The sequence below is a fragment of the Bradyrhizobium sp. JR3.5 genome, assembly GCF_054057015.1.
In genome coordinates this window covers 275,261-300,375 of the sequence record NZ_JBSRYV010000002.1, presented here as the reverse complement: position 1 = coordinate 300,375, position 25,115 = coordinate 275,261, and the positions used below count along the sequence as shown (strand labels likewise).

21 protein-coding genes and 1 pseudogene are annotated in these 25,115 nt (G+C 65.0%); 17 read left to right on the top strand and 5 right to left on the bottom strand.

What is annotated here, in order from left to right; all coding sequences use genetic code 11:
- Positions 1-44 precede the first annotated feature (44 nt).
- Positions 45-1,288 (bottom strand): annotated as a pseudogene (locus ACVWW1_RS18050) (ABC transporter substrate-binding protein).
- Between the two features lie 237 nt (positions 1,289-1,525).
- Between ACVWW1_RS18050 and ACVWW1_RS18045 the strand changes: the two are divergent.
- Positions 1,526-2,365, top strand: coding sequence for an AraC family transcriptional regulator (locus tag ACVWW1_RS18045; protein WP_456656896.1), 840 nt, complete (start codon positions 1,526-1,528; stop codon positions 2,363-2,365).
- 383 nt (positions 2,366-2,748) lie between these two features.
- Here ACVWW1_RS18045 and ACVWW1_RS18040 read toward each other — a convergent pair whose 3' ends face one another.
- Complete coding sequence (locus ACVWW1_RS18040; RefSeq protein WP_456656895.1) at positions 2,749-3,759, bottom strand: polyprenyl synthetase family protein; 1,011 nt, start codon at positions 3,757-3,759, stop codon at positions 2,749-2,751.
- 135 nt (positions 3,760-3,894) lie between these two features.
- On the opposite strand from ACVWW1_RS18040, the gene ACVWW1_RS18035 reads away from it, so the two are divergent.
- The 9 genes from ACVWW1_RS18035 (at position 3,895) to ACVWW1_RS17995 (ending at position 11,796) form a co-directional block, all read left to right on the top strand.
- Positions 3,895-4,122: a putative signal transducing protein gene (locus tag ACVWW1_RS18035; RefSeq protein WP_026193157.1), complete on the top strand. Its 228-nt coding sequence runs from the start codon at positions 3,895-3,897 to the stop codon at positions 4,120-4,122.
- A complete protein-coding gene (locus tag ACVWW1_RS18030) occupies positions 4,115-4,942 on the top strand; it encodes a tRNA1(Val) (adenine(37)-N6)-methyltransferase (RefSeq protein ID WP_456656894.1) in 828 nt (275 codons plus the stop codon). Before ACVWW1_RS18035 ends, ACVWW1_RS18030 begins: the two co-directional genes overlap by 8 nt.
- Before the next feature lie 245 nt (positions 4,943-5,187).
- Positions 5,188-6,123: a S49 family peptidase gene (locus ACVWW1_RS18025; protein WP_456656893.1), complete on the top strand. Its 936-nt coding sequence runs from the start codon at positions 5,188-5,190 to the stop codon at positions 6,121-6,123.
- Positions 6,124-6,239: 116 nt separating this feature from the next.
- Positions 6,240-6,431 (top strand): hypothetical protein, encoded by a 192-nt coding sequence (locus ACVWW1_RS18020; RefSeq protein ID WP_050403245.1) that lies wholly within the window; start codon positions 6,240-6,242, stop codon positions 6,429-6,431.
- A gap of 119 nt (positions 6,432-6,550) precedes the next feature.
- The gene (locus tag ACVWW1_RS18015) at positions 6,551-7,486 is read left to right on the top strand and encodes a glycine--tRNA ligase subunit alpha (protein ID WP_456656892.1); all 936 of its coding nucleotides are present in this window, start codon (positions 6,551-6,553) and stop codon (positions 7,484-7,486) included.
- Complete coding sequence (gene glyS / locus ACVWW1_RS18010) at positions 7,486-9,585, top strand: glycine--tRNA ligase subunit beta (protein WP_456656891.1); 2,100 nt, start codon at positions 7,486-7,488, stop codon at positions 9,583-9,585. The genes ACVWW1_RS18015 and glyS overlap by 1 nt, the downstream gene beginning before the upstream one ends.
- A 3-nt stretch (positions 9,586-9,588) precedes the next feature.
- Positions 9,589-10,185 carry a class I SAM-dependent methyltransferase gene (locus tag ACVWW1_RS18005; protein ID WP_456656890.1) on the top strand — a complete coding sequence of 199 codons (597 nt, stop codon included), beginning with the start codon at positions 9,589-9,591 and terminating at the stop codon, positions 10,183-10,185.
- The gene (locus ACVWW1_RS18000) at positions 10,182-10,556 is read left to right on the top strand and encodes a GFA family protein (RefSeq protein WP_456656889.1); all 375 of its coding nucleotides are present in this window, start codon (positions 10,182-10,184) and stop codon (positions 10,554-10,556) included. Before ACVWW1_RS18005 ends, ACVWW1_RS18000 begins: the two co-directional genes overlap by 4 nt.
- A gap of 139 nt (positions 10,557-10,695) precedes the next feature.
- On the top strand, positions 10,696-11,796 hold the full coding sequence (locus tag ACVWW1_RS17995) for a hypothetical protein (RefSeq protein ID WP_456656888.1): 1,101 nt from the start codon (positions 10,696-10,698) through the stop codon (positions 11,794-11,796).
- Between the two features lie 377 nt (positions 11,797-12,173).
- On the opposite strand, the gene ACVWW1_RS17990 is transcribed toward ACVWW1_RS17995, so the two are convergent.
- Positions 12,174-12,533, bottom strand: a complete 360-nt coding sequence (locus tag ACVWW1_RS17990) for a DUF1236 domain-containing protein (protein WP_176529739.1) — start codon at positions 12,531-12,533, stop codon at positions 12,174-12,176.
- A gap of 235 nt (positions 12,534-12,768) precedes the next feature.
- Between ACVWW1_RS17990 and ACVWW1_RS17985 the strand changes: the two genes are divergently transcribed.
- The 7 genes from ACVWW1_RS17985 (at position 12,769) to ACVWW1_RS17955 (ending at position 21,535) form a co-directional block, all read left to right on the top strand.
- Positions 12,769-12,924, top strand: a complete 156-nt coding sequence (locus ACVWW1_RS17985) for a DUF3096 domain-containing protein (protein WP_084518327.1) — start codon at positions 12,769-12,771, stop codon at positions 12,922-12,924.
- Between the two features lie 91 nt (positions 12,925-13,015).
- The gene (ppdK, locus tag ACVWW1_RS17980) at positions 13,016-15,931 is read left to right on the top strand and encodes a pyruvate, phosphate dikinase (protein WP_456656887.1); all 2,916 of its coding nucleotides are present in this window, start codon (positions 13,016-13,018) and stop codon (positions 15,929-15,931) included.
- A 417-nt stretch (positions 15,932-16,348) separates the two neighbouring features.
- Positions 16,349-17,830, top strand: coding sequence for a cell wall hydrolase (locus ACVWW1_RS17975; protein ID WP_456656886.1), 1,482 nt, complete (start codon positions 16,349-16,351; stop codon positions 17,828-17,830).
- A 189-nt stretch (positions 17,831-18,019) separates the two neighbouring features.
- The gene (locus ACVWW1_RS17970) at positions 18,020-19,267 is read left to right on the top strand and encodes an MFS transporter (RefSeq protein ID WP_456656885.1); all 1,248 of its coding nucleotides are present in this window, start codon (positions 18,020-18,022) and stop codon (positions 19,265-19,267) included.
- A 45-nt stretch (positions 19,268-19,312) separates the two neighbouring features.
- On the top strand, positions 19,313-20,299 hold the full coding sequence (acuI, locus tag ACVWW1_RS17965; protein ID WP_456656884.1) for an acrylyl-CoA reductase (NADPH): 987 nt from the start codon (positions 19,313-19,315) through the stop codon (positions 20,297-20,299).
- A gap of 186 nt (positions 20,300-20,485) precedes the next feature.
- Positions 20,486-21,064 carry a hypothetical protein gene (locus tag ACVWW1_RS17960; RefSeq protein ID WP_456656883.1) on the top strand — a complete coding sequence of 193 codons (579 nt, stop codon included), beginning with the start codon at positions 20,486-20,488 and terminating at the stop codon, positions 21,062-21,064.
- 237 nt (positions 21,065-21,301) lie between these two features.
- Positions 21,302-21,535: a DUF6894 family protein gene (locus tag ACVWW1_RS17955; RefSeq protein ID WP_050403167.1), complete on the top strand. Its 234-nt coding sequence runs from the start codon at positions 21,302-21,304 to the stop codon at positions 21,533-21,535.
- Positions 21,536-21,563: 28 nt separating this feature from the next.
- On the opposite strand, the gene ACVWW1_RS17950 is transcribed toward ACVWW1_RS17955, so the two are convergent.
- Together ACVWW1_RS17950 and ACVWW1_RS17945 are read right to left on the bottom strand one after the other, a co-directional pair.
- Positions 21,564-24,269 carry a DUF2339 domain-containing protein gene (locus ACVWW1_RS17950; RefSeq protein ID WP_456656882.1) on the bottom strand — a complete coding sequence of 902 codons (2,706 nt, stop codon included), beginning with the start codon at positions 24,267-24,269 and terminating at the stop codon, positions 21,564-21,566.
- Between the two features lie 327 nt (positions 24,270-24,596).
- On the bottom strand, positions 24,597-25,103 hold the full coding sequence (locus ACVWW1_RS17945; RefSeq protein WP_176529746.1) for a tyrosine phosphatase family protein: 507 nt from the start codon (positions 25,101-25,103) through the stop codon (positions 24,597-24,599).
- Between the last annotated feature and the right edge of the window lie 12 nt (positions 25,104-25,115).

The following is a 25,115-nucleotide window of genomic DNA, read 5'->3' as shown; positions in this document are numbered from 1 at the left end:
CGTGGCGCCGGGCATCACGAACTCCGAAACTGTGGAGAAGGCTGCTACGAACTCTTCTCGCCGCTCATGATGGGGCCGAACCGCTCCCAGCTCTCGCCCTTGAAGCGCATCATCTGCAACTGCTCGATCGGTGCGTAGTCGTCCGGCCCGGTCTTGATCTTGGTGCCGGGCAGGTAGATGCCGATCTCGAAGTTGAGGCTCGCCGCCTGCTTCATCAGGTTCTCGCGGGTGAGGTTGTCGCCGCATTGCCGCAACACCTGCTCGAGCCCCTTGGCGACGCCGTAGCCGAACACGGTCGAGGCGTCGTTCTGGTCGCCCTCGGGATACCACTTGGTCATGAAGGCGCGCCACTCGTTCATGGCTGGATCGTTCTTCCACTCGTGATCCGCCGGATCCTTCAGATACTGGGTCGACAGGATGTCCTGGCTCGCCTCATAGCCGGCCGGCTTCATCACGCCGCCGATCGAGACGGAGACGTTGGTCAGGAACTGGACCGGATGCCAATCGAGCTCGGCGGCCTTCTTGATCGCCTGCGCCGCGAATTTCGGCGTCGCGATGTTGACGAAGATGTCGGGGTTGGCGCCCTTGATCTGCACGATCTGTGAATCCACCGTCGGCGACGTGGTCTCGTAGGAGGATTCGACGACGATCAGTTTCTTGGCCGCGTCGCCGAGCCCCTCATGCAGGCCGATCAGATAATCCTTGCCGAAATCGTCGTTCTGATAGAGCACGCCGATGGTCTTGCCGGGATATTTCTGCAGGATGTATTTGGCATAGATGCGCGCCTCGACCTGGTAGCTCGGCTGCCAGCCCATGGTCCACGGAAAATTCTTCGGATCGTTCCACTTGGCGGCACCGGTGGAGACGAACAGCTGCGCGGCACCTTCTTGGCGTTCATGTATTTCTGGATCGCGGTGTTGCCCGGCGTGCCCAGCGGGTTGAAGATCAACAGCACCTCGTCGCTCTCGACCAGCTTGCGGGCCTGCTCGACCATCTTCGGTGGGCTGTAGCCGTCGTCGTAGGAGACGAAGTTGATCTTGCGGCCGTTGATGCCGCCCTCGCTGTTGAGCTTGTTGAAATAGGCCGCTTCCGTCTTGCCGATCGTGGCGTAGGCGGACGCCGGGCCCGAATAGGGCATGATGTTGCCGACCTTGATCTCGGTGTCGGTCGCGCCCGGATCGTATTTCTTCTGGGCGTTGGCTGCGCTGGCGACGGCGATCGTCAAAAGCCCCGCAAGCGCCGCAGACTTGACGCAGTTGACATAGCTCAGGCGGTGGTGGTGCATCATTGTTCTCCCTGACATGCTGGCCGCGGCTCATGCAGTCTTGATTTTCGGGCAGCTTGGTGAGCCGTCGGATCGATGCAACTGCGAGTATGCACGATTGCAGCGGTGTTGCCAGCGACGGCTTTGCGGTAAAATTTCGCGGAGCGGAATCATAGTTTCGCCGCCGCGCAGCAAGGACTGTCAAATGCCGCGCGCCGCGGCCATGCATGATGCCCGAGCTTTGCAGGAAGGCCGTCGTCCATGAATCCAGCCCAGAAGGCGCTCTGGTACATCGAAAGCCACCTGCGCACGTCGCTGACGCTCGATGATATCGCGGTCGTTGCCGGGGTCTCGCGCTTCCATCTGGTGCGGGCGTTCGCGGAGGCGACCGGGTTTTCGGTGATGCGCTACGTGCGGGCGCGCCGCCTCAGCGAGGCCGCGCGCGAGCTCGCGGCCGGTGCGCCCGACATTCTCACGCTCGCGCTGGATGCGGATTACGGCTCCCACGAGGCATTCACCCGCGCGTTTCGCGACCATTTCGGCGTCACGCCGGAGACGGTGCGCGCGACGACGTGTCTGACCAAGCTCAAGCTTCAGGAGCCGATCACCATGATCTCGACCGCTCTCGATCACATCGATCCGCCGCGCATCGCGACCGGCAGGGCATTCCTCGTCGCCGGCATCGGCGAGCGCTACAATCACGCCAATGACAGCACGGCCGGCATCCCGAACCAGTGGCATGGCTTCCACCAGCAATGCGCGCATATTCCCCGCCAGGCCGGTGACGTTGCCTATGGTGTCTGCTGCAACGGCGACGATGCCGGCAATTTCGACTACATCGCGGGTGTCGAGGTCGCCGATTTCTCCGACCTGCCGCGCGAGTTCGCGCGGGTCCGGATCCCGGCGCAGAAATACGTGGTGTTCACCCACGCCGACCACATCTCGACCATTCGCCGCACCGTCAACACGATCTGGAATCGCTGGCTGCCGCAGTCCGGCATGAAGGTCGCCGACGCGCCGAACTTCGAGCGCTACGACGAGAAGTTCGACAAGAACAGCGGTAACGGCGGGCTCGAGATCTGGGTGCCGGTCGAGGAGTAGCTCCCCTCGTCATTCCGGGCTCGCCGCCAGGAGGCGCGCCGTCCGGGCAGATCATGTCGCGAGAGTGCGAAACTGCGTCCCATCCTCAGCTGTCATCGCCCGGCTCGACCGGGCGATCCGCCGCGGCCTCTCGGGCCAAGCATCGGCGTCTCTGGAATACTGGATCACCCGCATGCGCGGGTGATGACACCGAGCAAGCTGTTTGACAGGTTGAATCGAGAGCCATCCTCAGCGTCGTCCTGGCGAAAGCCAGGACCCATTACCCCAAATGCCAATTGTTGCGCGACGCCGGGACCACGATCTCCTTTACAATCAAATTCGGTGGCTATGGGTCCTGGCGTTCGCCAGGACGACACCGTCTTTGGTGCTCGAAAGTACCTGGATCAGTGCGAGCGCGCGAGGCAGAACGCCACGACCTGTTCCAGCGCCGTCTTCATCGGCGAGGACGGGAACAGCGCCAGTGCGTCGACGGCCATTGCGCCATAATGCTGGGCGCGGCTGATGGTGTCCTCCAGCGCGCGGTGCTTGGTCATCAGCCCGATCGCGTGATCGAGATCGGCCGCGCCGATCTCGCCGCGCTCCAGTGCGCGAATCCAGAACTGGCGCTCGGTGTCGTTGCCGCGGCGGAAGGCGAGCACCACCGGCAGCGTGATCTTGCCCTCGCGGAAATCGTCGCCGACATTCTTGCCGAGTTTTGCGGATTTGCCGCCATAGTCGAGCACGTCGTCGACCAGCTGGAAGGCGATGCCGAGATTCATGCCGACCGAGCGGCACGCGGTCTGCTCGGCCTTGGGCCGGTTGGCGATCACGGGACCGACCTCGCAGGCCGCGGCGAACAGCTCCGCGGTCTTGCCGCGGATCACGGCGAGATACTCGTCCTCGGTGGTCGCGGTGTTCTTGGCGGCGGCAAGCTGCATCACCTCGCCCTCGGCGATGGTGGCGGCGGCCGCGGAGAGAATGTCGAGCGCGCGCAGCGAGCCGACCTCGACCATCATCCGGAATGCCTGGCCGAGCAGGAAGTCGCCGACCAGCACGCTGGCCTCGTTGCCCCACAGCATCCGCGCGGATAGTTTGCCGCGGCGCAGCTCGCTCTCGTCGACCACGTCGTCGTGCAGCAGGGTCGCGGTGTGCATAAACTCGACCGCGGCGGCGAGCTTGATATGGCCGTCGCCAGTGTAGTCGGAGAGCTGGGCCATCGCGAGCGTCAGCATCGGGCGCAGCCGCTTGCCCCCGGAGGAGATCAAATGATTGGCGACCTCGGGGATCATGGTGACCTCGGAGCCGGTCCGCGACAGGATCGTCGCGTTGACGCGCTCCATGTCGGCGGCGACAAGTCCCACCAGCCCGTCGATCGAAGCATTGGACGGGCTTTCGAAGGGTACAATAACCGCCACGCTGGTCTCCAATTTTGCCGAATTCGCACTATGCTCAGCTATAACAATAGAAACTGCGCGGTGCAGCGGCAAGGCCTCGAAGCTGTTGACATATGACGCATTCGCTGCACTGCCGGGGCAACAGGAGAGCGTATTTTGCGGGAATTGGTACGGACCAATGACATGGTGTTGGTCTCCGCCATCGGCGCGCTGCTCGACAGCGCTAACATCCACCATCTGGTGCTGGACCAGAACATGAGCATCATCGAGGGCTCGCTCGGCGTGCTGCCGCGGCGGATCCTGGTACACGAGGACGACAACCACGAGGCCCGCCAGCTCCTGACCGATGCCGGCCTCGGCCACGAATTGCGGGCCGATGACTAGAGCGTTTTCAAGGGAAGTCGGCCCCGGTTCGCGTGAAGAAAGCGCGTCAAAGAAGGAGTCTCCGGCCGCCGAGATCACCGAAGACGGATTCCTCGGCGGGCAGTTGCGCCTCCGGCAGCCCCGCGGCGGCCACCGTGCCGGCCATGACGCGATCCTGCTGGCCGCGGCGACGCCGGCCCGGTCAGGCGACCGCGTGGTCGATCTCGGCGCTGGCGTCGGCGCCGCCGGGCTTGCGGTGGCGCGGCGGGTGAGGGGGGTCGACCTGGTCCTGGTCGAGATCGACCCGGCATTGGCCGAGCTGGCCCGGAATAACGCCAGCGCCAACGCGATCACGGCCGATGTGATCGTGCTCGATGTCGAGGCCGGTGCCTCCGCCTTCGATGATTTTGGCCTCTCGCCCGACAGCGCCGACGTCGTGCTGATGAACCCGCCGTTCAACGATCCCTCAAGGCACCGCGCCTCGCCGGACGGCGTGCGGCAGCGCGCCCATGTCGCGACCGCGACCACGCTTGCTAGCTGGGTTCACGTGGCGCGGCGGATCCTCAAGTCGAATGGGCAGCTTGCGATGATCTGGCGGGCCGACGGAATTGCCGAGGTGCTGGCCGCGCTGGATCGCGGCTTTGGCAGCCTCGAGATCCTACCGGTTCATGGCGAGGCGGCCTCGCCGGCGATCCGAATCCTGGTGCGGGCCACCAAGGGCGGCCGGGCGCCGACTCGGCTGCATGCCGCGCTATTGCTCAAGGAAGAGTCAGGTGTGCCCAATAAATGGGTGCAGGAGATCTTGGCTGGGAAAGGGGAATTGCCGCTGGCGCGGCGCTGACGGGCAGGGATTCTGCCCGCGTCGTACTGGCACTAAATCACTGCGGGGCCGTTTCCGACTGGCGTTCAGGCCTGGATGTGAAGTGGATCGCGGTCAGAAGTGTACCGATCAGCAAAATCAGCAGGTAGATCTTCATGGCTCCCTCTCCGCCCGCGCGTTGCAGCCCGAATGACAAAATGCAAAACGCGTTCCACGAAATCCAATGACACTGGCGTGATAAAAAGTGGTTAATTCGAGGTAACGGCATGAGTGAACAAACAAGTGATCGCCAAGGGCATTCCGGAACGTATTCTGGAGGACGTTCGGGATGGCTCGAACGCGTGCAGGGAATGCTTCCAGCGCGGTTCAGGCCCGGCATGGCTGTCGTGCCGGTGGTGCGGCTGTCAGGCGTGATCGGCGCGGTGACGCCGCTGCGGCCGGGCATGACGCTCTCCGGCGTCGCCAAGATGCTGGAGCGCGCCTTTGGCACGCGGAATGCCAAGGCGGTGGCGCTGGTGATCAATTCGCCGGGCGGCTCGCCGGTGCAGTCGCGGCAGATCTATCTGCGCATCCGGCAACTGGCCGCGGAGAAGAAGCTGCCGGTGCTGGTGTTCGTCGAGGACGTCGCGGCCTCCGGCGGCTACATGATCGCCTGCGCCGGTGACGAGATCTATTGCGACCCGTCCTCGATCCTGGGTTCGATCGGCGTGGTCGGCGGCAGCTTCGGCCTCGAGGGGCTGATCAAGAAGATCGGGGTCGAGCGGCGGCTCTATACGGCGGGCGCGCACAAGGCGATGCTCGATCCGTTCCTTCCCGAGAACCCCGACGACGTCGCCCGGCTGAAGTCGATCCAGCGCGAGATCCATGCGATCTTCATCGCGCTGGTGAAGCAGAGCCGCGGCAGCCGCCTGAAGGGACCCGACGAGGAGTTGTTCACCGGCGAATACTGGGCCGGCGAGACCGCGATCGGGCTCGGGCTCGCCGATGGCATCGGCGACCTGCGCGCGACGCTGCGGGCCCGCTATGGCGAGAAGGTGCTGACCCCGGTGATCGCGCCTGCGAGCGGCATGCTGTCCGGCCTGCTCGGCCGGCGGGCGCCCGGCGCGGGCTCGATGGCGGCGCTGGATGGGCTGGCAAGCTTGCCGGACGACCTGATCTCGGCGGTGGAAACCAGGGCGATTTGGGCCAGATTCGGGCTGTGAACACGGGGATTTGAGCGCGCCATTTTGCCCCAAAAGCGCGATTGCGGCGCAGGCCGCCTTGCGCGAGAATACATTCCATTGGGGGCCTGACAGACGTGAACGACAAGGATCGACCGATGCCGCCGCTGATTGCATTCGCAGGCGTCCTGGGAGGCCTGGCCGTGGTCCGCTGGGCATACAAGACGGCCGTCCGGATCAACCAGGAACTGGAAGAGGCGCGATTGTCCCGCGTGGCCGAGACCACGCGTGCGAGCGAAATCAAGACCCTGCGCCGCGACCCCGTGACCGGAGCCTATCGCCCGGGCTAATAGCTTTCGGATTCCGCAAGATGGCGGTGCCGGATTTTCCGGCATCGCCTTGATTCCATTGGCTGCCGCCGATACGGTCCCGCGCGCTTCAAAACCCCCTCGCGAGACCTGTACTGACGATGGACGCCCTGCCTGACCACATGCGCCCCGAACGTTCGTTCCAGGGCTTCATCCTGGCTCTCCAGCGATTCTGGGCCGAGCAGGGTTGCGTCATCCTGCAGCCCTACGACATGGAAATGGGCGCCGGCACCTTCCATCCCGCGACCACACTGCGCGCGCTGGGCCCGAAGCCCTGGAACGCGGCCTATGTGCAGCCCTCGCGTCGGCCCAAGGATGGCCGCTATGGCGAAAATCCCAACCGCCTCCAGCACTACTACCAGTTCCAGGTGATCATGAAGCCGTCGCCGCCGAACCTTCAGGACCTGTATCTGAAGTCGCTGGCCGCGATCGGCATCGACGCCGCCGTCCATGACATCCGCTTCGTCGAGGACGATTGGGAGAGCCCGACGCTGGGCGCCTGGGGTTTGGGGTGGGAATGCTGGTGCGATGGCATGGAAGTGTCGCAGTTCACCTACTTCCAGCAGGTCGCCGGCGTCGAATGCGCGCCGGTCGCGGGCGAGCTCACCTACGGGCTCGAGCGGCTCGCGATGTATGTGCAGGGCGTCGACCGCGTCTACGACCTCAACTTCAACGGCCGCGAGGGCGCCGAGAAGGTCACCTATGGCGACGTTTTCCTGCAGGCCGAGCAGGAATATTCGCGGCACAATTTCGAGTACGCCGACACCGCGATGCTGTTCGAGCAATTCAGGATGGCGGAAGAGGCCTGCCGCAAATATCTCGCCGCCGGCTGGCGCGAGGGTGGCAATCAAAAGGAACATCTGATGGCCTTGCCGGCCTACGACCAGTGCATCAAGGCGAGCCACGTGTTCAATCTGCTCGACGCCCGCGGCGTCATCTCGGTGACGGAGCGGCAGAGCTATATCGCCCGGGTGCGCGATCTGGCGAAGGCCTGCGGCGAGGCATGGATCCACACCGAAACGGGCAGGGCGGTCTGATGCCCGATCTTCTCCTCGAACTGTTCTCCGAAGAAATCCCCGCGCGCATGCAGGCCGAGGCGGCGGACGATCTGCGCCGCATGGTGACCGACAAGCTCGTCGCCGAGGGCCTCGTCTATGAAGGCGCCAAGGCGTTCGCGACCCCGCGCCGCCTTGCCCTCACCGTGCACGGCATTCCCGCGCGCCAGCCCGACCTGAAGGACGAGCGCCGCGGCCCGCGCGTCGGCGGACCCGAGCCCGCGATCCAGGGCTTCCTGAAGGCCACCGGCCTGTCCTCGATCAGCGAGGCCAAGATCCAGACCGATCCGAAGAAGGGCGACTTCTACATCGCGCTGATCGAAAAGCCCGGCCGCGCTGCGATCGACGTGATCGCGGAAATGCTGCCGGTGATCATCCGTACCTTCCCGTGGCCGAAATCGATGCGCTGGGGCGCGCGCTCGGCGAAATCAGGTTCGCTCACCTGGGTGCGGCCGCTGCACGCCATCACCGCGACCTTCGGTCTGGAGACCGAGGAGCCCGACATCGTCAAGTTCTCGGTCGACGGCATCGAGGCCGGGCAGACCACCTATGGCCACCGCTTCATGGCGCCGGGCGCAATTTCGGTGCGCCGCTTCGAGGATTACGAGGCCAAGCTGAAGGCCGCCAAGGTGATCCTCGATCCGCAGGCGCGCAAGGACATCATCCTCGAGGACGCCAAGGAACTGGCGTTCGCGCAGGGCCTCGAACTGGTCGAGGACCAGGTGCTGCTCGACGAGGTCTCCGGCCTGGTCGAATGGCCCGTGGTGATGATGGGATCGTTCGAGGAGCAGTTCCTGTCGATTCCGGACGAAGTGATCCGCGCCACCATCCGCAACAACCAGAAGTGCTTCGTGGTCAAGGATCCCAAGACGGGGAAACTGACCAACAAGTTCGTGCTGACCGCCAACATCGAGGCGCCCGACGGGGGCAAGACCATCGTCGCCGGCAATGAGCGCGTGATCCGGCCGCGGCTGAGCGACGCGAAGTTCTTCTACGAGACCGATCTCAAGACCAGGCTGGAGGACCGGCTGCCGAAGTTCGAGCAGATCGTGTTCCACGAGAAGCTCGGCACCCAGGCTGCGCGGATCAAGCGGATCGAGGCGTTAGCAGCGGAGATCGCGCCGCTGGTCGGCGCCGACGTCGAAAAGACAAAACGCGCCGCGCGCCTCGCCAAGGCGGATTTGCTGACTGAAGTGGTCGGCGAATTCCCCGAGTTGCAGGGCCTGATGGGCAAATACTATGCGCTGGCTCAGGGCGAGGATGCCTCGGTTGCAGCCGCGAGCGAGGAGCACTGGAAGCCGCAGGGGCCGACCGATCGCGTGCCGACCGATCCAGTCAGCGTCGCGGTGGCGCTGGCTGACAAGCTGGATACGCTCGCCGGGTTCTGGGCGATCGACGAGAAGCCGACCGGATCGAAGGACCCGTATGCGCTGCGCCGTGCGGCGCTGGGTGTGATCAGGCTGATCGCCGAAAACGCTCTGCGTCTGCCGATCCTGACGACGGCCAAATCGGCATTGCGTGGACTGTCGGTCAAGGCCGATGCCGACGCGTTGCCGAACGATCTGCTCGCTTTCTTCGCCGACCGTCTGAAGGTCCAGCTTCGCGACCAGGGCGCGCGGCACGATCTCGTCGACGCCGTGTTCTCGCTCGGTGGCCAGGATGATCTCCTGCTGGTCGTGCGCCGTGTCGATGCGCTCGGCAAATTCCTCGACAGCGACGACGGCAAGAACCTGCTCGCGGGCACAAAACGCGCCAGCAACATCCTCAGCATCGAGGAGAAGAAGGACAAGCGGACCTTCGACGGCGCGCCCGACGCCGCGCTCTACAAGCTCGACGAAGAGAAGACGCTGGCTGCGGCGATCGACCAGGTGAAGGCCGAGGCCTCCGCCGCCGTCGCCAAGGAAGACTTCGCCGTTGCGATGAGCGCGATGGCCAAGCTGCGTCCGGCGGTCGACGCGTTCTTCGACAAGGTCAAGGTCAACGACGATGACCCCAAGGTGCGCGAAAACCGCCTGAAGCTGCTCAACGAGATCCGCGCCGCGACGCGCGCGGTGGCAGATTTCTCCCGGATCGAGGGCTGACCGATGGACCGCGCAACGCTCGCCGCTTACGACAAGGAGGCGGCGGCGTTTGCGCAGGACTGGCACGAGCAGCCGGCGCCGGTCGATCTGCAAGAGATCGTCGGGCAATTCTTCATCAAGGGCGGCGCGACCGCCGATATCGGCTGCGGCAGCGGCCGCGAGGTGGCGTGGCTGAATGCCAACGGCTTTCCGGCCGAAGGCTTCGATGCCTCCGAGGGTCTGCTCACGGAAGCTCGTGCCCGCTACCCGACGCTGCGCTTTACCCACGCCGAATTGCCCGAACTATCCGGCATCGCCGCCGACAGTTTCGACAATGTGCTGTGCGAGACCGTCATCATGCATCTCGATCACGCGCTGATCGCGCCGTCGGTGCGCCGCATGTTCGAACTCGTGAAACCCGGCGGTATCTTCTACCTGAGCTGGCGCGTCACCGAGGGTGACGATGCGCGCGATGTGCATGGTAGGCTCTACGCGGCGTTCGATACCGCGCTGGTGCGGGCTGAACTTGCGGCCGCCGAGTTGCTGCTCGATGCGGAGGTCGTCAGCGCCTCGTCCGGCAAGGTCATTCACCGGCTGGTCGCCGGCAAGGGCAGGGGATGATGGCGCGGCTCGCGACATGCGCCTGCGGACAGCTCCGCGTCACCTGTCAGGGCGAACCCGTCATGGTATCGCTGTGTCATTGCCTGGAGTGCCAGAAGCGGACCGGCAGCACCTATGGCGTCGCCGCGTTCTTTCCGCGCGCCGATGTCGAGCCGCAGGGCGAGGCGCGCGAATACAGCCGCATCGGCGGCAGCGGGTCTGCGGTGGTGTTTCATTTCTGCCCGAATTGCGGATCGTCGGTCTATTGGGAGCCCGGTCGCGCGCCGGATCTGATAGGCGTTGCGGTCGGCGCCTTCGCGGACCCCGATTTTCCCGCGCCGTCGCAATCGGTCTTTACGCAGCGCCGCCACGCCTGGGTCGTCGACAGGTAAGGGGTTGCCGCCGCGAGATGTGTCGCGCCAGAAATATTTCGAAACAATTCGCAATTTATTAACCATGCCCTGCGAGGCTCCTGGCGAGTCAACGATTTCTTAAGAAATCGGCCCTCGCGCCAATGCAGGGACCTCCCCGATGACCTCGATCGGCACCACGCCCAATCCTTACGCCCAATATGGTTCGGCCTATGCGCGGGCCGCCGCGACGCCCTCGCTGGCGGCGACTTTGTCGGGCGACGGCACCGCCGGCGACCTGTCGGCGTCCGCGACATCGAGCGCTGCAACCAACCTGACGCTGTCGGACGCCGCCCGCGCGCAGCTCGCCAAGGCGCCGCTGCCGGATTTTGCGACCGTCACCAACGACGCGCGCGTCACGCTCGACCGGCTCTACACGGTCGCGGGCGTGAACAAGCCGATCGTCGACGGCAAGACCACCATCGATCTCTCGACACTTGATCGCCGCTCGCTGTTTGCGATCTCGACCAACAATGGCGGCAAGTTCACGCCGGACGAGCAGGCGGTCGCCGCCACCGAACTGAAGCAGCGCTTCGACAAGGCCTTAGCGCCGTCGCTTGCGACCACGCGCCTGACCGGCGACTACAGCGTCAGCTACAAGTCGGCGCTCGACTATCTCGACGGCGCCAGCGATGAGGAAAAGGCCACCGCCACCTGGGCCAGCCAGCGCGCCGCGGTGCTGAAGGGCTATCAGGCGACGCAGCAGGATCCGAACAAGGCGCCGGCGGGAATTCCAGGCGACCCGATCGCGGCCGCGCTGGCGGGAACCACATCTCCCACGACGGGTAAGCCACGCGATTTCGGCAGCGTGGCGAGCGATGCGCGTGCCTTCCTCGATCGGCAGAAGAGCGAGGCGGCGAAGAGCGGCAAGGAACTGGTGTACGATTCCCGCCGCAAGACCGGGCAGCTCGCCGACCTGTCCTCGCTCGACAACCGCTCGCTGTCGGCGATCTCGTTGAACCAGGACAAGAAGTTTTCAGGCGAGGAGATCTTCGCGGCCAAGCAGGAACTCAACACGCGGACCCGTCTTGCGGTGCTCGATGCGCTGAAGCAGAGCCAGTCCGCCGGCGATCCGCGCCAGTTCAGCCTCGGCATCCTCAAGCAATATTCCTCGATGAGTGCGGAGGAACGCCAGGCGGCCAACTGGACGCAGGATTTCCAGGACGCGGCGATCAAGAGCTACAAGTCGACCTCGACGCTGCTCTCGATCCTGAAATCGTAATTTGGTGCGACACTGAAGCGGGAAGAGTTTTGGTTGAATCGGCTTGCCGCGCTTTCGGTTCACCTCTCCCCGTCGGGGAGAGGTCGGATTGCTCTCGGCGATGCGAAGCATCGTCCGGTGCAATCCGGGTGAGGGCTCTTGCTTCTCTCGACAGACCGTAACCCCTCACCCGATTTGCTGCGCAAATCGACCTCTCCCAAAGGGAGAGGTGAACTTTTCGACGCCGCTCCAGCTCAGCCTAATCTCATCATGCTTTAGAACAGAAGAGCCCCGCCCGGAGGGGAGGCCGGGCGGGGCTTTCTGGTCCGGTCGATCTGCGCGCACATCCGCTTGCGCGGCGCCCGGACTGTTCGTTCAGGCGATCGTGCAGAGTTGCGCTATTCGACGACCTGAACGATCCGTCGCGAACGCGGCTCGACCAGAACGGTCTCGCCATTCACAACGGTGTAGCGATAAGGCGTCGCGCCGAACCGTTGCGGCACGTCGTAATAGGTTACGCCGGCATCCGGCAGCACGGTGCCGACCACGACGCGATCCGGAACGGTGTAGTTCGGTACGCGCTCGCGCACGATGTATTCGCGGAATGCCGGGCGCTGCTCGACGGCAATGCCCTCGTCATCCTCGACTGCAACCGGCGGGCCACCGCGGACAATGCCGACGGTCTGGGCCTGTGCGGCAACAGCCGGCACCGTGATCGCAGCAGCAACCGCTGCAACGGCAAGTATTCTGTTTCGCATGGCTCGCTCCATTCGTCTGACGCGCGCGCCGGCCTTCGCCGATGCGCACGGCGAGCCAATGCATCTGGTGTGGCGATGTTCCGGAAAAATCGCCGCCACATACGCGGCATTTTGGAGCAATTTTCGTGAGTTGCGGGAACTCTCAGGCCGTGGCGGACGTCTTGATGTGGAAACCCCCGCAGCGGATAAACTGCCGCTCGATTCGCTCCTCCAAAAACCGCCGGAGAACTCTTCAATGGTCATCACCGCTGGGCATTTGCCGCACATTGTCGCTCTGATTGCAGGCATCCTGATCCTGATCATGCCGCGGCTGCTCAACTACATCGTCGCGATCTACCTGATCTTCGTCGGGCTCGTGGGGATGGGCCTGCTGCGCTGGCTGCACCTGTAGCTGGAAAGCGGGGTTTCGCGGCTTGCGCGGAACCCCCCAAAATGGTGTAAGGCGCGCATCTTCGACCCCTCTTTTCGGATTGTTGTCTGACATGGCCAAAGCCGTCGCGAAGTCCAAGAAAACTGCCGAGAAAACCGCAGCGAAATCAAAGTCCTCGGCACCGGCCCGGAAGGCCGTGCCGGCGCGCAAGGCGCTGAAGAAGAGCGCCCCGAAGCCGGCGCCGAAACCCGCTGCCAAATCGGCTCTGAAGCCGGCTGCAAAGCCCGCCAGCAAGGCGCCGGTAAAGGCCGTCACCGCTGCGAAAAAGGCGGCTCCGCCAGCGATCAAGGCCGGCAAGTGGGTCTATACGTTCGGCGACGGCAAGGCCGAGGGCCAGGCGACCTTGCGCAATCTGCTCGGCGGCAAGGGCGCCAATCTCGCGGAAATGGCCAATCTAGGCCTTCCGGTGCCTCCCGGCTTTACCCTCCCGACCTCGGTCTGCACCTATTTCTACGACCACGACAAGACGTATCCGAAGGAACTGAAAGCACAGGTTGAGAAGGCGCTCGACTATGTCGGCAAGCTGACCGGCAAGACCTTCGGCGATGCCAAGAACCCGCTGCTGGTCTCGGTCCGCTCGGGCGCGCGCGCCTCGATGCCCGGCATGATGGACACCGTGCTCAATCTCGGCCTCAACGACCGCACGGTCGAAGCGCTTGCCGAACTCTCCGGCGACCGTCGCTTCGCCTATGACAGCTATCGCCGCTTCATCACGATGTATTCGGACGTGGTGCTCGGCTTCGAGCATCATCATTTCGAGGACATCCTCGACACCTTCAAGGACGGCCAGGGCTACTCGCTCGACACCGACCTCACCGGCGACGACTGGGTCGAACTGGTCGGCAAGTACAAGGAGGCGGTCGCCAAGGAGACCGGCCACGACTTCCCGCAGGATCCGCACGACCAGCTGTGGGGCGCGATTGGCGCCGTGTTCTCATCCTGGATGAACGCGCGCGCGGTGACCTACCGCAAGCTGCACGACATCCCGGAATCCTGGGGCACCGCCGTCAACGTGCAGGCGATGGTGTTCGGCAACATGGGCGAGACGTCGGCGACCGGTGTCGCCTTCACCCGCAACCCCTCGACCGGCGAGAGCAAGCTGTACGGCGAGTTCCTGATCAACGCCCAGGGCGAGGACGTCGTCGCCGGCATCCGCACGCCGCAGGACATCACCGAAGAGGCGCGGCTGGAATCCGGCTCCGACAAGCTGTCGATGGAAGCCGCGATGCCGGCCGCGTTCAAGGAGCTGACGCGGATCTACACGCTGCTCGAGAAGCACTACCGCGACATGCAGGACATGGAGTTCACGGTCGAGCAGGGCAAGCTGTGGATGCTGCAGACCCGCGGCGGCAAGCGCACCGCCAAGGCGGCGCTGCGCATCGCGGTCGAGCTTGCCAATGAAGGCCTGATCTCGCGCAAGGACGCGGTGACGCGGATCGATCCGGCGTCGCTGGACCAGCTGCTTCACCCGACCATCGATCCCGCCGCCAAGCGCGACGTGATCGCGACCGGCTTGCCGGCGTCGCCTGGTGCTGCCTCCGGCGAGATCGTGTTCTCGTCGGACGAAGCGGCCAAGCTGCAGGCCGACGGACGCAAGGTGATCCTGGTCCGCATCGAGACCAGCCCGGAAGACATCCACGGCATGCACGCCGCGGAAGGCATCCTGACCACCCGCGGCGGCATGACGTCGCATGCGGCGGTGGTCGCGCGCGGCATGGGCAAGCCCTGCGTCTCCGGCTGCGGCACCATTCGTGTCGACTACGGCCGCGGCACTATGAGCATCGGCTCGCGCACCTTCAAGACCGGCGACGTCATCACCATAGACGGCTCGGTCGGGCAGGTGCTGGCCGGCCGCATGCCGATGATCGAGCCGGAGCTGTCCGGTGAGTTCGGCACGCTGATGGGCTGGGCCGACGAGGTCCGCAAGCTCGGCGTCCGCGTCAACGGCGACACGCCCGACGACGCGCGCACCGCGGTGAAGTTCGGTGCCGAAGGCATCGGTCTCTGCCGCACCGAGCACATGTTCTTCGAGGAGACCCGCATCCGCACCGTGCGCGAGATGATCCTCTCCGAGGACGAGCAGTCGCGCCGCGCCGCGCTGTCGAAGTTGTTGCCGATGCAGCGCGCCGACTTCGTCGAGCTGTTCGAGATCATGAAGGGCCTGCCCGTCACGATCCGCTTGCTCGATCCGCCGCTGCACGAGTTCCTGCCGCACACCCAGGCCGAGATCGAGGAAGTGGCGCGCGCCATGAATACCGATCCGCGCAAGCTCGCCGACCGCGCCCGCGAACTGTCCGAGTTCAACCCGATGCTCGGCTTCCGCGGCTGCCGTCTCGCGATCGCCTATCCCGAGATCGCCGAGATGCAGTCGCGCGCGATCTTCGAGGCGGCCGTCGAAGCCGGCAAGCGCACCGGCAAGCCGGTCGGACTCGAGGTGATGGTGCCGCTGATCGCGACCAAGGCCGAGTTCGATCTGATCAAGGCGCGGATCGATGCGACCGCCAACGCAGTGATGAAGGAAACCGGCGTCAAGCTGACCTACCAGGTTGGCACCATGATCGAGCTGCCGCGCGCCTGCCTGATGGCGGGCGAGATCGCACAGACCGCGGAGTTCTTCTCCTTCGGCACCAACGACCTGACGCAGACCACCTACGGCATCAGCCGCGACGACGCCGCGAGCTTCCTCGGCACCTATGTCGCCAAGGGCATTCTCGAGATCGATCCGTTCATCTCGGTCGATCGCGACGGCGTCGGCGAGCTGGTCAGGATCGGCGTGACGCGCGGCCGCAAGACGCGGCCGAACCTCAAGGTCGGCATCTGCGGCGAGCATGGCGGCGATCCCGCCTCGGTCGCGTTCTGCCACGAGGTCGGACTCGATTACGTCTCCTGCTCGCCCTATCGCGTGCCGATCGCGCGTCTCGCAGCAGCGCAGGCCGCGCTCGGCAAGGAGATCGCCAGCCAGGCGTGAGCGATCAGTCGGCTTAGAGAGTGCAATGGCCGGGACCAAGTCCCGGCCATTTTTGTTTGTTGAGGCACTTGGTAAGCACCGTCATTGCGAGGAGCGATAGCGACGAAGCAATCCATCGACCCGCTTGAGCGGTGAGATGGATTGCTTCGCTTCGCTCGCAATGACGGTGCATTGCCGGTCACCGCCTGCAACACTTTGTTCACTATTCTCATTGACCCGGTGTTTACGACTTTCATGCGCCGCGCGTTTACCGAGGCGCCTGATGCAGCGCGCCTAGGATGCGCGATCGCTTGAGTGTAGCGCGCGTGCAACGCCGATTAACTCCGCGGCAACCTAAACAAGTTAGCAACGAGAAAGGTCGAATTGCGCGGATGTACCGCGTTCGATTGCACTCAGTAAGCGTTGCGTGAGCGTACGATGTTTGTGTCGCGTAACCAGCCGAAGGGCGCACGTCTTGCGCTCTTCGGTCTCGGTCTTGGCATCTTCGCACTGATGCCGACCGAGCTCGGATATCAGGATATTGCGTCGCTTTTGGCCCGGCAGCCCGGTGTTGCCGAGCGCTGGCAGAAACGCGTCTTCGCCTCCGCGGTCGGCTCCATCCACGTCGCGACCTACAGCTTCGGCCGTCCGATCGGAACATCGGCGCCGCAGGATCCGCAAATCCTGCTCGCAAGGCTGGACAGCCCGAGCGCGGACATCACCGGCACCGTGACGCGCAATCCGATCGCAGCTCCGCCGCCGCGCTACCAGGCATCCGAATTTCCCAAGGTCGATCGCACCCTGAAGGGCGATCGTCTCGTCGTCGGGCGGCCTGACCAGGTCGATCCTGCACAGCCCGCGAACACGGCTCCGGCGAACGAGGATCCCGCAACATCGAATTCGTCGGTCAAGGGCATGAAGACCGCGACCGCGCCGGCCGACAACGCCCCGCTCGATCCCGAATTGCAGGAGGCGCTGCGTGCGCCGCCGTTGCCGCAATATGCCAAGCCGTCGCCGCAGCAATACGACGTGTCGATGTCGCTCGAGGCCAGTCCGCTCGATGATCTGAAGCCTGTGCCCGCCAAGCCTGCTGCTGCGCCGCCTGTCGATTCAGCGCATGCGCGCGACCCGTTTGCATTCAAGACCGCCAGCCTGTTCTTCGGCTCGTCGCTCGGCACGCCCGAGAATCTCGAGCGCTGGCAGCCGGGCGAGGCGCCGGTGGTCGTTGTGCCGGCAGCGCAGCCCGATCCCGACATGAAGGTGATGGCGTCACTGCCGGTCGATGCCGACGGCCCGGTCAAGGCCGGTGAGATGGGCGAGAGCATCGCGCCGAAAGGTGAGGTCAACGCCGACGACCAGCACACCAAGACGCCGGCGGAACGGCTCGGCCTGTTCGACGAGAAATCGCGCGCCAAGTCGGAGAAGTGCCTCGCCGAGGCGGTCTATTTCGAAGCGCGCGGCGAAGCGGTGCGGGGCCAGATCGCAGTCGCCCAGGTGGTGCTGAACCGCGCTTTCTCCGGCAAATATCCGGAGACGGTGTGCGGCGTGGTCTACCAGAACAAGAACCGCCACTACGCCTGCCAGTTCACCTTCGCCTGCGACAACATCCCCGACGTGGTCCGCGAGCCCGACATGTGGGACCGCGCGAAGAAGATCTCGAAGGCGATCCTCGACGGCAAATTGTGGCTGCCGGAAGTCGATCGCTCGACCCACTACCACGCCTATTGGGTGCGGCCGTCCTGGGTCAGTGAAATGAAGAAGACGTACAAGTTCGGCGTCCACACCTTCTATCGCCCGCGCGCCTGGGGCGACGGCAGCGACGCACCGAGCTGGGGCAACCCGGCCGAGACCGCCAAGATCTCGGCGCAACTCGCCGAAGCCGCCCAGAGCTCGGCCGAGCAGGCCAGCGCCAAGCGATAACGCCTCCTGCCTTCCATTCCAGGTTCGCCATACCCCGGAATGACGCTCGTCATCCTCCCGGATTCTGCAGAGCTGCCTTGCGAGCGAATATTTTTCTCCGCCGCCTCTTGGGCTTTCCATGCAGATGCATTAACTCCCGGCAATGTTTCGCGGGGCGGTTCCCCCGCAGCAGTTGCGGGGGAATAAAAGATGGCCGTTAGCAGCGGGGATCTCCGACCGACATCGGGCACCACCTGGCGCACACCGCTCGTCATCATCGTCTGCGGCTGTGCGACCGCACTGCTGAGTTTCGGCCCACGCTCCAGCCTCGGCTTCTTCGTGCAGCCGATGGGCCGCGAATTCGCCTGGGGCCGCGACGTGTTCGGCCTTGCCATCGCGCTGCAGAACCTGTTGTGGGGGCTCGGCCAGCCGATCGCAGGCGCCATTGCCGACCGCTTCGGCCTGCTGCGCGTCATGATCGTCGGCGCCTTGCTGTACGCCGCCGGCCTGCTGCTGATGCGTTACTCGACCACCTCATTGTCGCTCGACATCAGCGCCGGCGTGCTGATCGGTTTCGGCCTGTCGGGCTCGTCGTTCAATCTGGTGCTGGCAGCGTTCAGCAAGCTGTTGCCGCCGGAGAAGCGCGGCATCGCGCTGGGTGCCGGCACCGCCGCCGGTTCGTTCGGCCAGTTCCTGTTCGCGCCGTTTGGTGTTGCGATGATCGACAATTTCGGCTGGCAGACCGCGCTCGTCGTGTTCAGCGCGCTGATGCTGTTGATCGTGCCGCTCTCGCTCGCGCTTGTGACGCCACCCGCCGCGACCGCCAACGAGCCGGCCGCCGACCAGCAGTCGTTCAAGACCGCGCTTGCCGAAGCCTTCGGCCATCGCTCCTATGTGCTGCTGGTGCTCGGTTTCTTCACCTGCGGCTTCCAGCTTGCCTTCATCACCATCCATCTGCCGGCCTACCTGGCCGACCGCGGCATTCCGGCGACCACCGGCGGTTGGGTGGTTGCGGCGATCGGCCTGTTCAACATCGTGGGCTCGCTCAGCGTCGGCTGGCTGCAGAACTTCTTCCCGAAGCGCTACCTGCTCTCGGTGATCTACTTTTCGCGCGCGCTGGCGACCGTCGCCTTCATCTCGTTCCCGGTGACGCCGTTCTCTGCGATTGCATTCGGCGCGGTCTCGGGGCTGCTGTGGCTGTCGAGCGTGCCCCCGACCTCGGCGCTGGTCGCGCTGATGTTCGGCACCCGCTGGTTCTCCACCCTCTATGGCTTCGCCTTCGTCAGCCATCAGGTGGGCGGCTTCCTCGGGGTCTGGCTCGGCGGCGTCGTGTTCGAGCAGTATGGTTCCTACACGCCGATCTGGTGGCTGTCGGTGCTGTTCGGCGTGCTGTCGGCGCTGATCAATCTGCCGATCGTCGAAAAGCCGGTCGTGCGCCCGGTTGCGCAGCCTGCCTGATGGGTTAAACACTCCCCGAAACCAGAATTACGGGGAGTGCTCATCGTGGCAACGTTCAAGGCAATCAGGATCGACAAGGCGGACAAGGGTACCACCGCCGCACTGACCCAATTCGACGACACGGAATTGATGGACGGCGATGTCACCGTCCGCGTCGAATGGTCGACGCTGAACTACAAGGACGGCCTGGCGCTGACCGGCAAGGCGCCGGTGGTGCGCCGCTTCCCGATGATCGCCGGCATCGATTTCGCCGGTACGGTCGAACAATCCAGCCATCCGGACTGGAAGGCGGGCGACAAGGTCGTCTGCAATGGCTGGGGCATGGGCGAGACCCATCTCGGCGCCTACGCCGAAAAGGCCCGCGTCAAGGGCGACTGGCTGGTGCGGCTGCCGGACGGGATTTCGGCCCGCGATGCAATGGCGGTCGGCACCGCCGGCTATACCGCGATGCTGTCGGTGCTGGCGCTGGAGAAGCACGGTCTCACGCCGAAGAGCGGCCCGGTGGTGGTGACGGGTGCCGCCGGCGGCGTCGGCTCGGTCGCGATCGCCGTGCTGTCGAAGCTCGGTTACCACGTCATCGCCTCGACGGGCCGGATGTCGGAGGCCGACTATCTCAAGGGGCTCGGTGCCACCGAGGTGATCGACCGCGCCGAGCTGTCGGGTGCCCCCAAGGCGCTTGCGAAGGAGCGCTGGGCCGGCGGCGTCGACAGCGTCGGGTCGACCACGCTCGCCAATCTGCTTTCGATGACCAGGTATGGCGGCGCCATAGCGGCCTGCGGCCTGGCGGCCGGCATGGACCTGCCGTCGTCGGTCGCGCCCTTCATTTTGCGCGGTGTGTGCCTTCTCGGCATCGATTCCGTGATGTGCCCGATCGAGCTTCGCAGGACCGCCTGGCGCCGCCTTGCCAGCGATCTGGATAAGGCAAAACTTGCTGATATCACTCATGAAATCGTCTTGGACGAAGTCATGGGGTACGGTGCGAAAATCCTCGGTGGCCAGGTCCGCGGCCGGATCGTGGTAAAAATAGTCTGAGGACGTTCAGACTTTACCAACCAAGCTGCTCCAATGTTGCCACGGTTGGTATGGTAAGCAGCGGGTAAAGAGACTTGCGGCATGATCCCGGGGGGCCGGGTTTCCTCGCGCAGACGTCGAGAAGCGTTGGTGCGGGGATCATGCTCAACAAGGAGCGGGTGCCCGCGCTCGTAAGTGGAGTAGCTCATGCTTGCGCGTTTGGTGTTGGGGGCCGTCACGGCCGGAGCAATGGTCGTGCCGGCATTCGCAGGCATGATGAACGCCGATGAGGCCCGCAAATTCGTCGCCGGCAAGGTGTTCGCGTTCACCTGTTTCGACGGCACCCGCGGCGCCGGCCGTATCCTCGACGATCTGGGCGCCACCGGCTCGATCCAGTTCTCCGGCTCCGGACCCATCCGCCACGTGCGCCTGCCCGGCAATACGCTGCAAATCCGCGGTCAGAGCGTGTGCGCGTCGCTGAAGGGCATTCCGTTCGAACCGTGCTTCAATCTCGACAAGCAGGACGACCGCACGTTCCGCGGCTCGGTCTCCGGCATGGGCTTCGCCTACTGCGATTTCCATCACCAGGGCGGCCAGCAAATGCTGATGGCACGCGCAGTGGCGCGTCCGCGTTCGCTGCACCCGCGCACCCGATCCGCGGATGCCTCGCCGACCGAAGTGTCGCGTGTCGAGACACCGCAGGTCGGAAGCTCGAAGCTCGAGCCGGACAAGGCCGAGCCTGCCAAGGTCGAGAGCGCACCGGAATTGCGCCGTTCCACCGACTAGAGCCTATCCGTTCCGATTGAATCGGAACGGGCTCTAGATTCTTGTTTTGACGCGTTTTCTTCACGCGAACCGGTATCCACTTCGCTCGAAAACGCTCTAACATCTCATCTGCGCGCTAGCGGGAATAACGCCAAGCCGTAGTCATACGGATGGCGGTCGCCACGCGTTGATAGCTACTCAATATCCTTAGCGTTCGCCGACAGGCGGGATGACGGGGACACCGATTTGAGTAGTCATATGGCGCAGTATTTTTTCCGTATCAGTGATGGCGATTACGCTGGTGCGTCCGACCACGCGACGGAGTTCGAGAGCCGTGACGTGGCCTGGGCCGAGATGACCAAGGTCTGCGGTAATTTCCTTGGCAGCATTTCGCGCAACATGAAGCAAGACAGCGAATGGCACATGGAGCTGCTCGACGAGAGCCGCAAGCCCGTGTTCAGGATTCGGCTGGTTGCCGAATCCGTCGACTGAGGCTTTTCGCCGTTCAGGACAACAAGCTTCAGGCCCCAGCCTGCGGGACCGGCGGAGCGGCCCGCCTGCGGAACAGGATCCGCTGATACAGCCAGCCGATCGCGACCAGCACAATGCCAAGGCACATGAACGACAGCGCCCGATAGACTCCGGTGAGCGTCGACATGTCGACCAGGAATGCCTTCAGGATCGTAAGCCCGATCACCGCAGCGGAGGCGAGCCGCGCCCGCTGCGAGTTGACGACGATGCCGATGCCGAGCAACACGACGCCGAACATCAGCCAAGCGATCGAATAGGTGTATTGCTCCGCACCCGTGGTCTCGCCGCGCGTCAGCACCGGTCCATGATAGAGCCTGCGGATTTCGAACGTGACGTAAGCGAGCGCAAGCACCAGCGCGCCGGCGGCGATCGTGTTGGCATATGCAGCGGGACGATGCCCCGCCACCGCGTAGGACAGCAGCAGCGCCAGCACGGCCGGCAATGCATAGCCGAGCAGCAGCAGATTGAAGAAGCTGCCGCCGACGTCCTGCCACCACAGCATCGGGTTCTCCAGCCCCAGCAGGCCGAACAGGCTGGCAAGCCCGGCGAACGCGGTCAGCAGCACCGCGCCGACATTATGGACGATGCTGCCGCTGCGCAGCCGCAGCCGCTCCAGCCCGATCGCCATCGCAAGCGTCACGCCGACCTGCAACGCGACCTCGGTCAGTCCGGCGCTGTCGCGATAGACGTCGCCGGCATTGACCGCATGACGGATCTCCATGAAGGCGAGCAGCACCGTGAACAGGATCGCGGCGGATTCCACCATGCGCAGCGGGACGTCGTCGCCAGTGCGGCGCAGGAAATGGCTTGCCGCCCAGAATGACAGCGCCGGGACGCCGTAGCCCCACAGCAGCCAGTTGAAGATCGGCGTGGTGCCGACGGCATCGCCCGCGATCCGCGGCTCATAGCCGATCCGCAGCACCACGATGCCGGCCAGGATCGCGGCGAGCCAGCGCAGGAACGGGATCGGCCGCTGCACCGACAGCCATGCCGTGCCCATCGACACCAGCGCCAGCGCGATGGTGAGCCAGCCCTTGTCGAGTGCGAAGGTCAGCGCCAGCGCCAGCGAGGCGAGGGCGCCGGTCGCCGACAATGCGATCGAGGGCGACAGCTCCGGCCGCTCGCCGCGCCGGGTCAGTGCTTCGGTCGCGGCCGCGTAGGCGGCGGCGAGCAGCACGGCGAGGATGGCGAACGGGATCGAGCGATCGAGATGCGCGATGCGTGCATAGAGTGCGACCAGCAGTGCGACCGGCGTGAACACGGCCGCCGCGGCCCAGGTCACCGTGATCTTCGTGGTGGCAAAACGCAGTTGCGCGAGGAAGCCGGCGATGCCGAAGGCGGCCGCGAACATAGCGGCGGTGACGAGATGCAGCGAGACCGAGCCATCGGTCGCGGACGGGCCGATGCCCGGGATCGCACCGCCCGGCAGCACCAGCATGTCGACGTTGCGGCGGACGGCCCACTCGCCGAACACGATGAAGACGAAGACCGACGCGGCGGCGATCGCGCCGGCAGCGGCGGGCGCGCGCCAGGCCACGACAAGGCTTCCCGCCGTCAGCAGTGCGAAGCCGATCATCGCGCTGTCGGCATGCGCGCTGTTGAGCACGATCAGCATGGCGCCAAACAGATAGGCCGCGAGCGAGCCGGACGAGATCGGCTCGATCTCCTCGCCATCGCCGTCGGGGCCGAACATGAAGCCGCAGACCACGAGCAGCGCCGCCAGCACGAAGCCCGCGATGACGTGGAAGACGTGCGGCGCGATCATCTCCGGCCCGCATTGCAGGCAGGGGAAGGTCCATAGCAGCGCGAAGGCGATCGTCGTGACCGCGAGCCAGCGCCACAGCCGGATGCGCGCGAGGCCGAACGCCGCCGCCGTAACGATGGCAAGATAAAAGTAGAGCGACCAGAAGTCGGGCTTGTCGGACGAGACCAGGATCGGGGTGACGAAGGCGCCGACGATGCCGAGCCCGGCCAGCGCAGGTCCGTGCAGCAGCGCGGCCGCGAGCGTGCCGAGCGCGACCATGCCGAGCAGGATGAAGGCGGTTGCCGGCGCGAGGAAGTCGTACAGCGCATAGGCGGCGTAGACGGTGGCGAATGCCACCGCGGTGCCCGCGGCGGTGAGGATCGCCGGAATGTTGGCGACCGGCAGTGCTGCAATGCTGGAGATGCTTTCCTTGCGCCGCGTCCACTCACCGGCGCCGAGCAACGCCAGTGCGAACAATCCGCCGAGCATCGTGCGCACGCCGGGCCCAAGCAGCCCGGCCTCGATCGAATAGCGCACCATGAAGAAGCCGCCGAGCGCGAGCGTCAGGCCGCCGATCCACACCACCCAGCGCGTGCCGAGTGTTTCCTCGAAGCCGGGCGCCGGGGGCGGCGGGGCGGGCGGTTCTGGCAGCGGCGGCGGGGCGGCGCTTGCCGCCTCCGTGGCTGCGTCTGCATGCACATCCGGTTCGCTCGCAGCCGCTTCGGGGAGCGGCGGCGGTGCGATGGGAGGCGCCGCCGGAAGCGTCTGCTCGAACGCCTGGAGCGGCGTCAGCGGCGGCGGCACGGCCGTCCGCGCGGCGGCCACAGCTGCGGCCTCGATCCCATCCAGCCGGCGCTGCAGCACCGCAATCTGGCCCAGCGCCTTGCGCGCAAAGATGATCGCGACAATGGCGATGACGAGCGTGAGGAAATCGAACGGCGAATCGAACATTGGGCCTCCGGCGGGACGCGCCGGACCATCGGCCAGCCGGCCGCCCGTCGCAACCTAGTAGTGCAGGTGAGAGGACTGGAAGTTCAAGCGATCGGGCGCGGCACGTTCGTGCTAAAGCGAGATGGGATAGTGTTACAACGGGATCGCAGGTTCACCTCTCCCTTGGGAGAGGTCGATTTGCGCAGCAAATCGGGTGAGGGGTTACGGTCTATCGAAAGAGCAAGAGCCCTCACCCGGATTGCTTCGCATTCCGACCTCTCCCCGGCGGGGAGAGGTGAACCGAAACCTTGGCAAGATGAGATTCAACCAAAATTCATCCCGCTCTAGTCAGTCCAGATCGATGTGGAAGGGTCGGCCTTCGACGCTCATGCTGCCGGGGCCCATCGCATCGAGCGCGCGCAGCATCCGGCCCTCGCGGCCCAGCGCCTTGTCGGCGAGGCCGACGATCAGCCGGTTGGGCGCCGCGATCGGCGAGGCCTCGCGGATCAGCCGGGCGATGGACATTTCGTCGCGGTGCGGATTGAGCGCGCAGACGGTGGCGAACGCGCTCGCGGTCGAGCGGCTGATGCCGGCGTAGCAGTGCACCACCATCGGCGCGCGGCGATCCCAGCCGCGCACGAAGGCCAGCACCCTCTCGATATGCGTCTCGTTGGGGGCAACGAATCCGTCCATCTGTTCGACGATGTCGTCCATCGACACTTTCAGATGGTTGGCGGGAAGCACGGAGGGCGGCCGCTGCACCTGGTCGACATTGGCCATCACGGTCAGCACATGGCTGGCGCCGGTGGCACGAACCGTGTCGGAGAGCGCGGCAAGCGAGCAGACGTGAAGCATGATGGTCCTTGG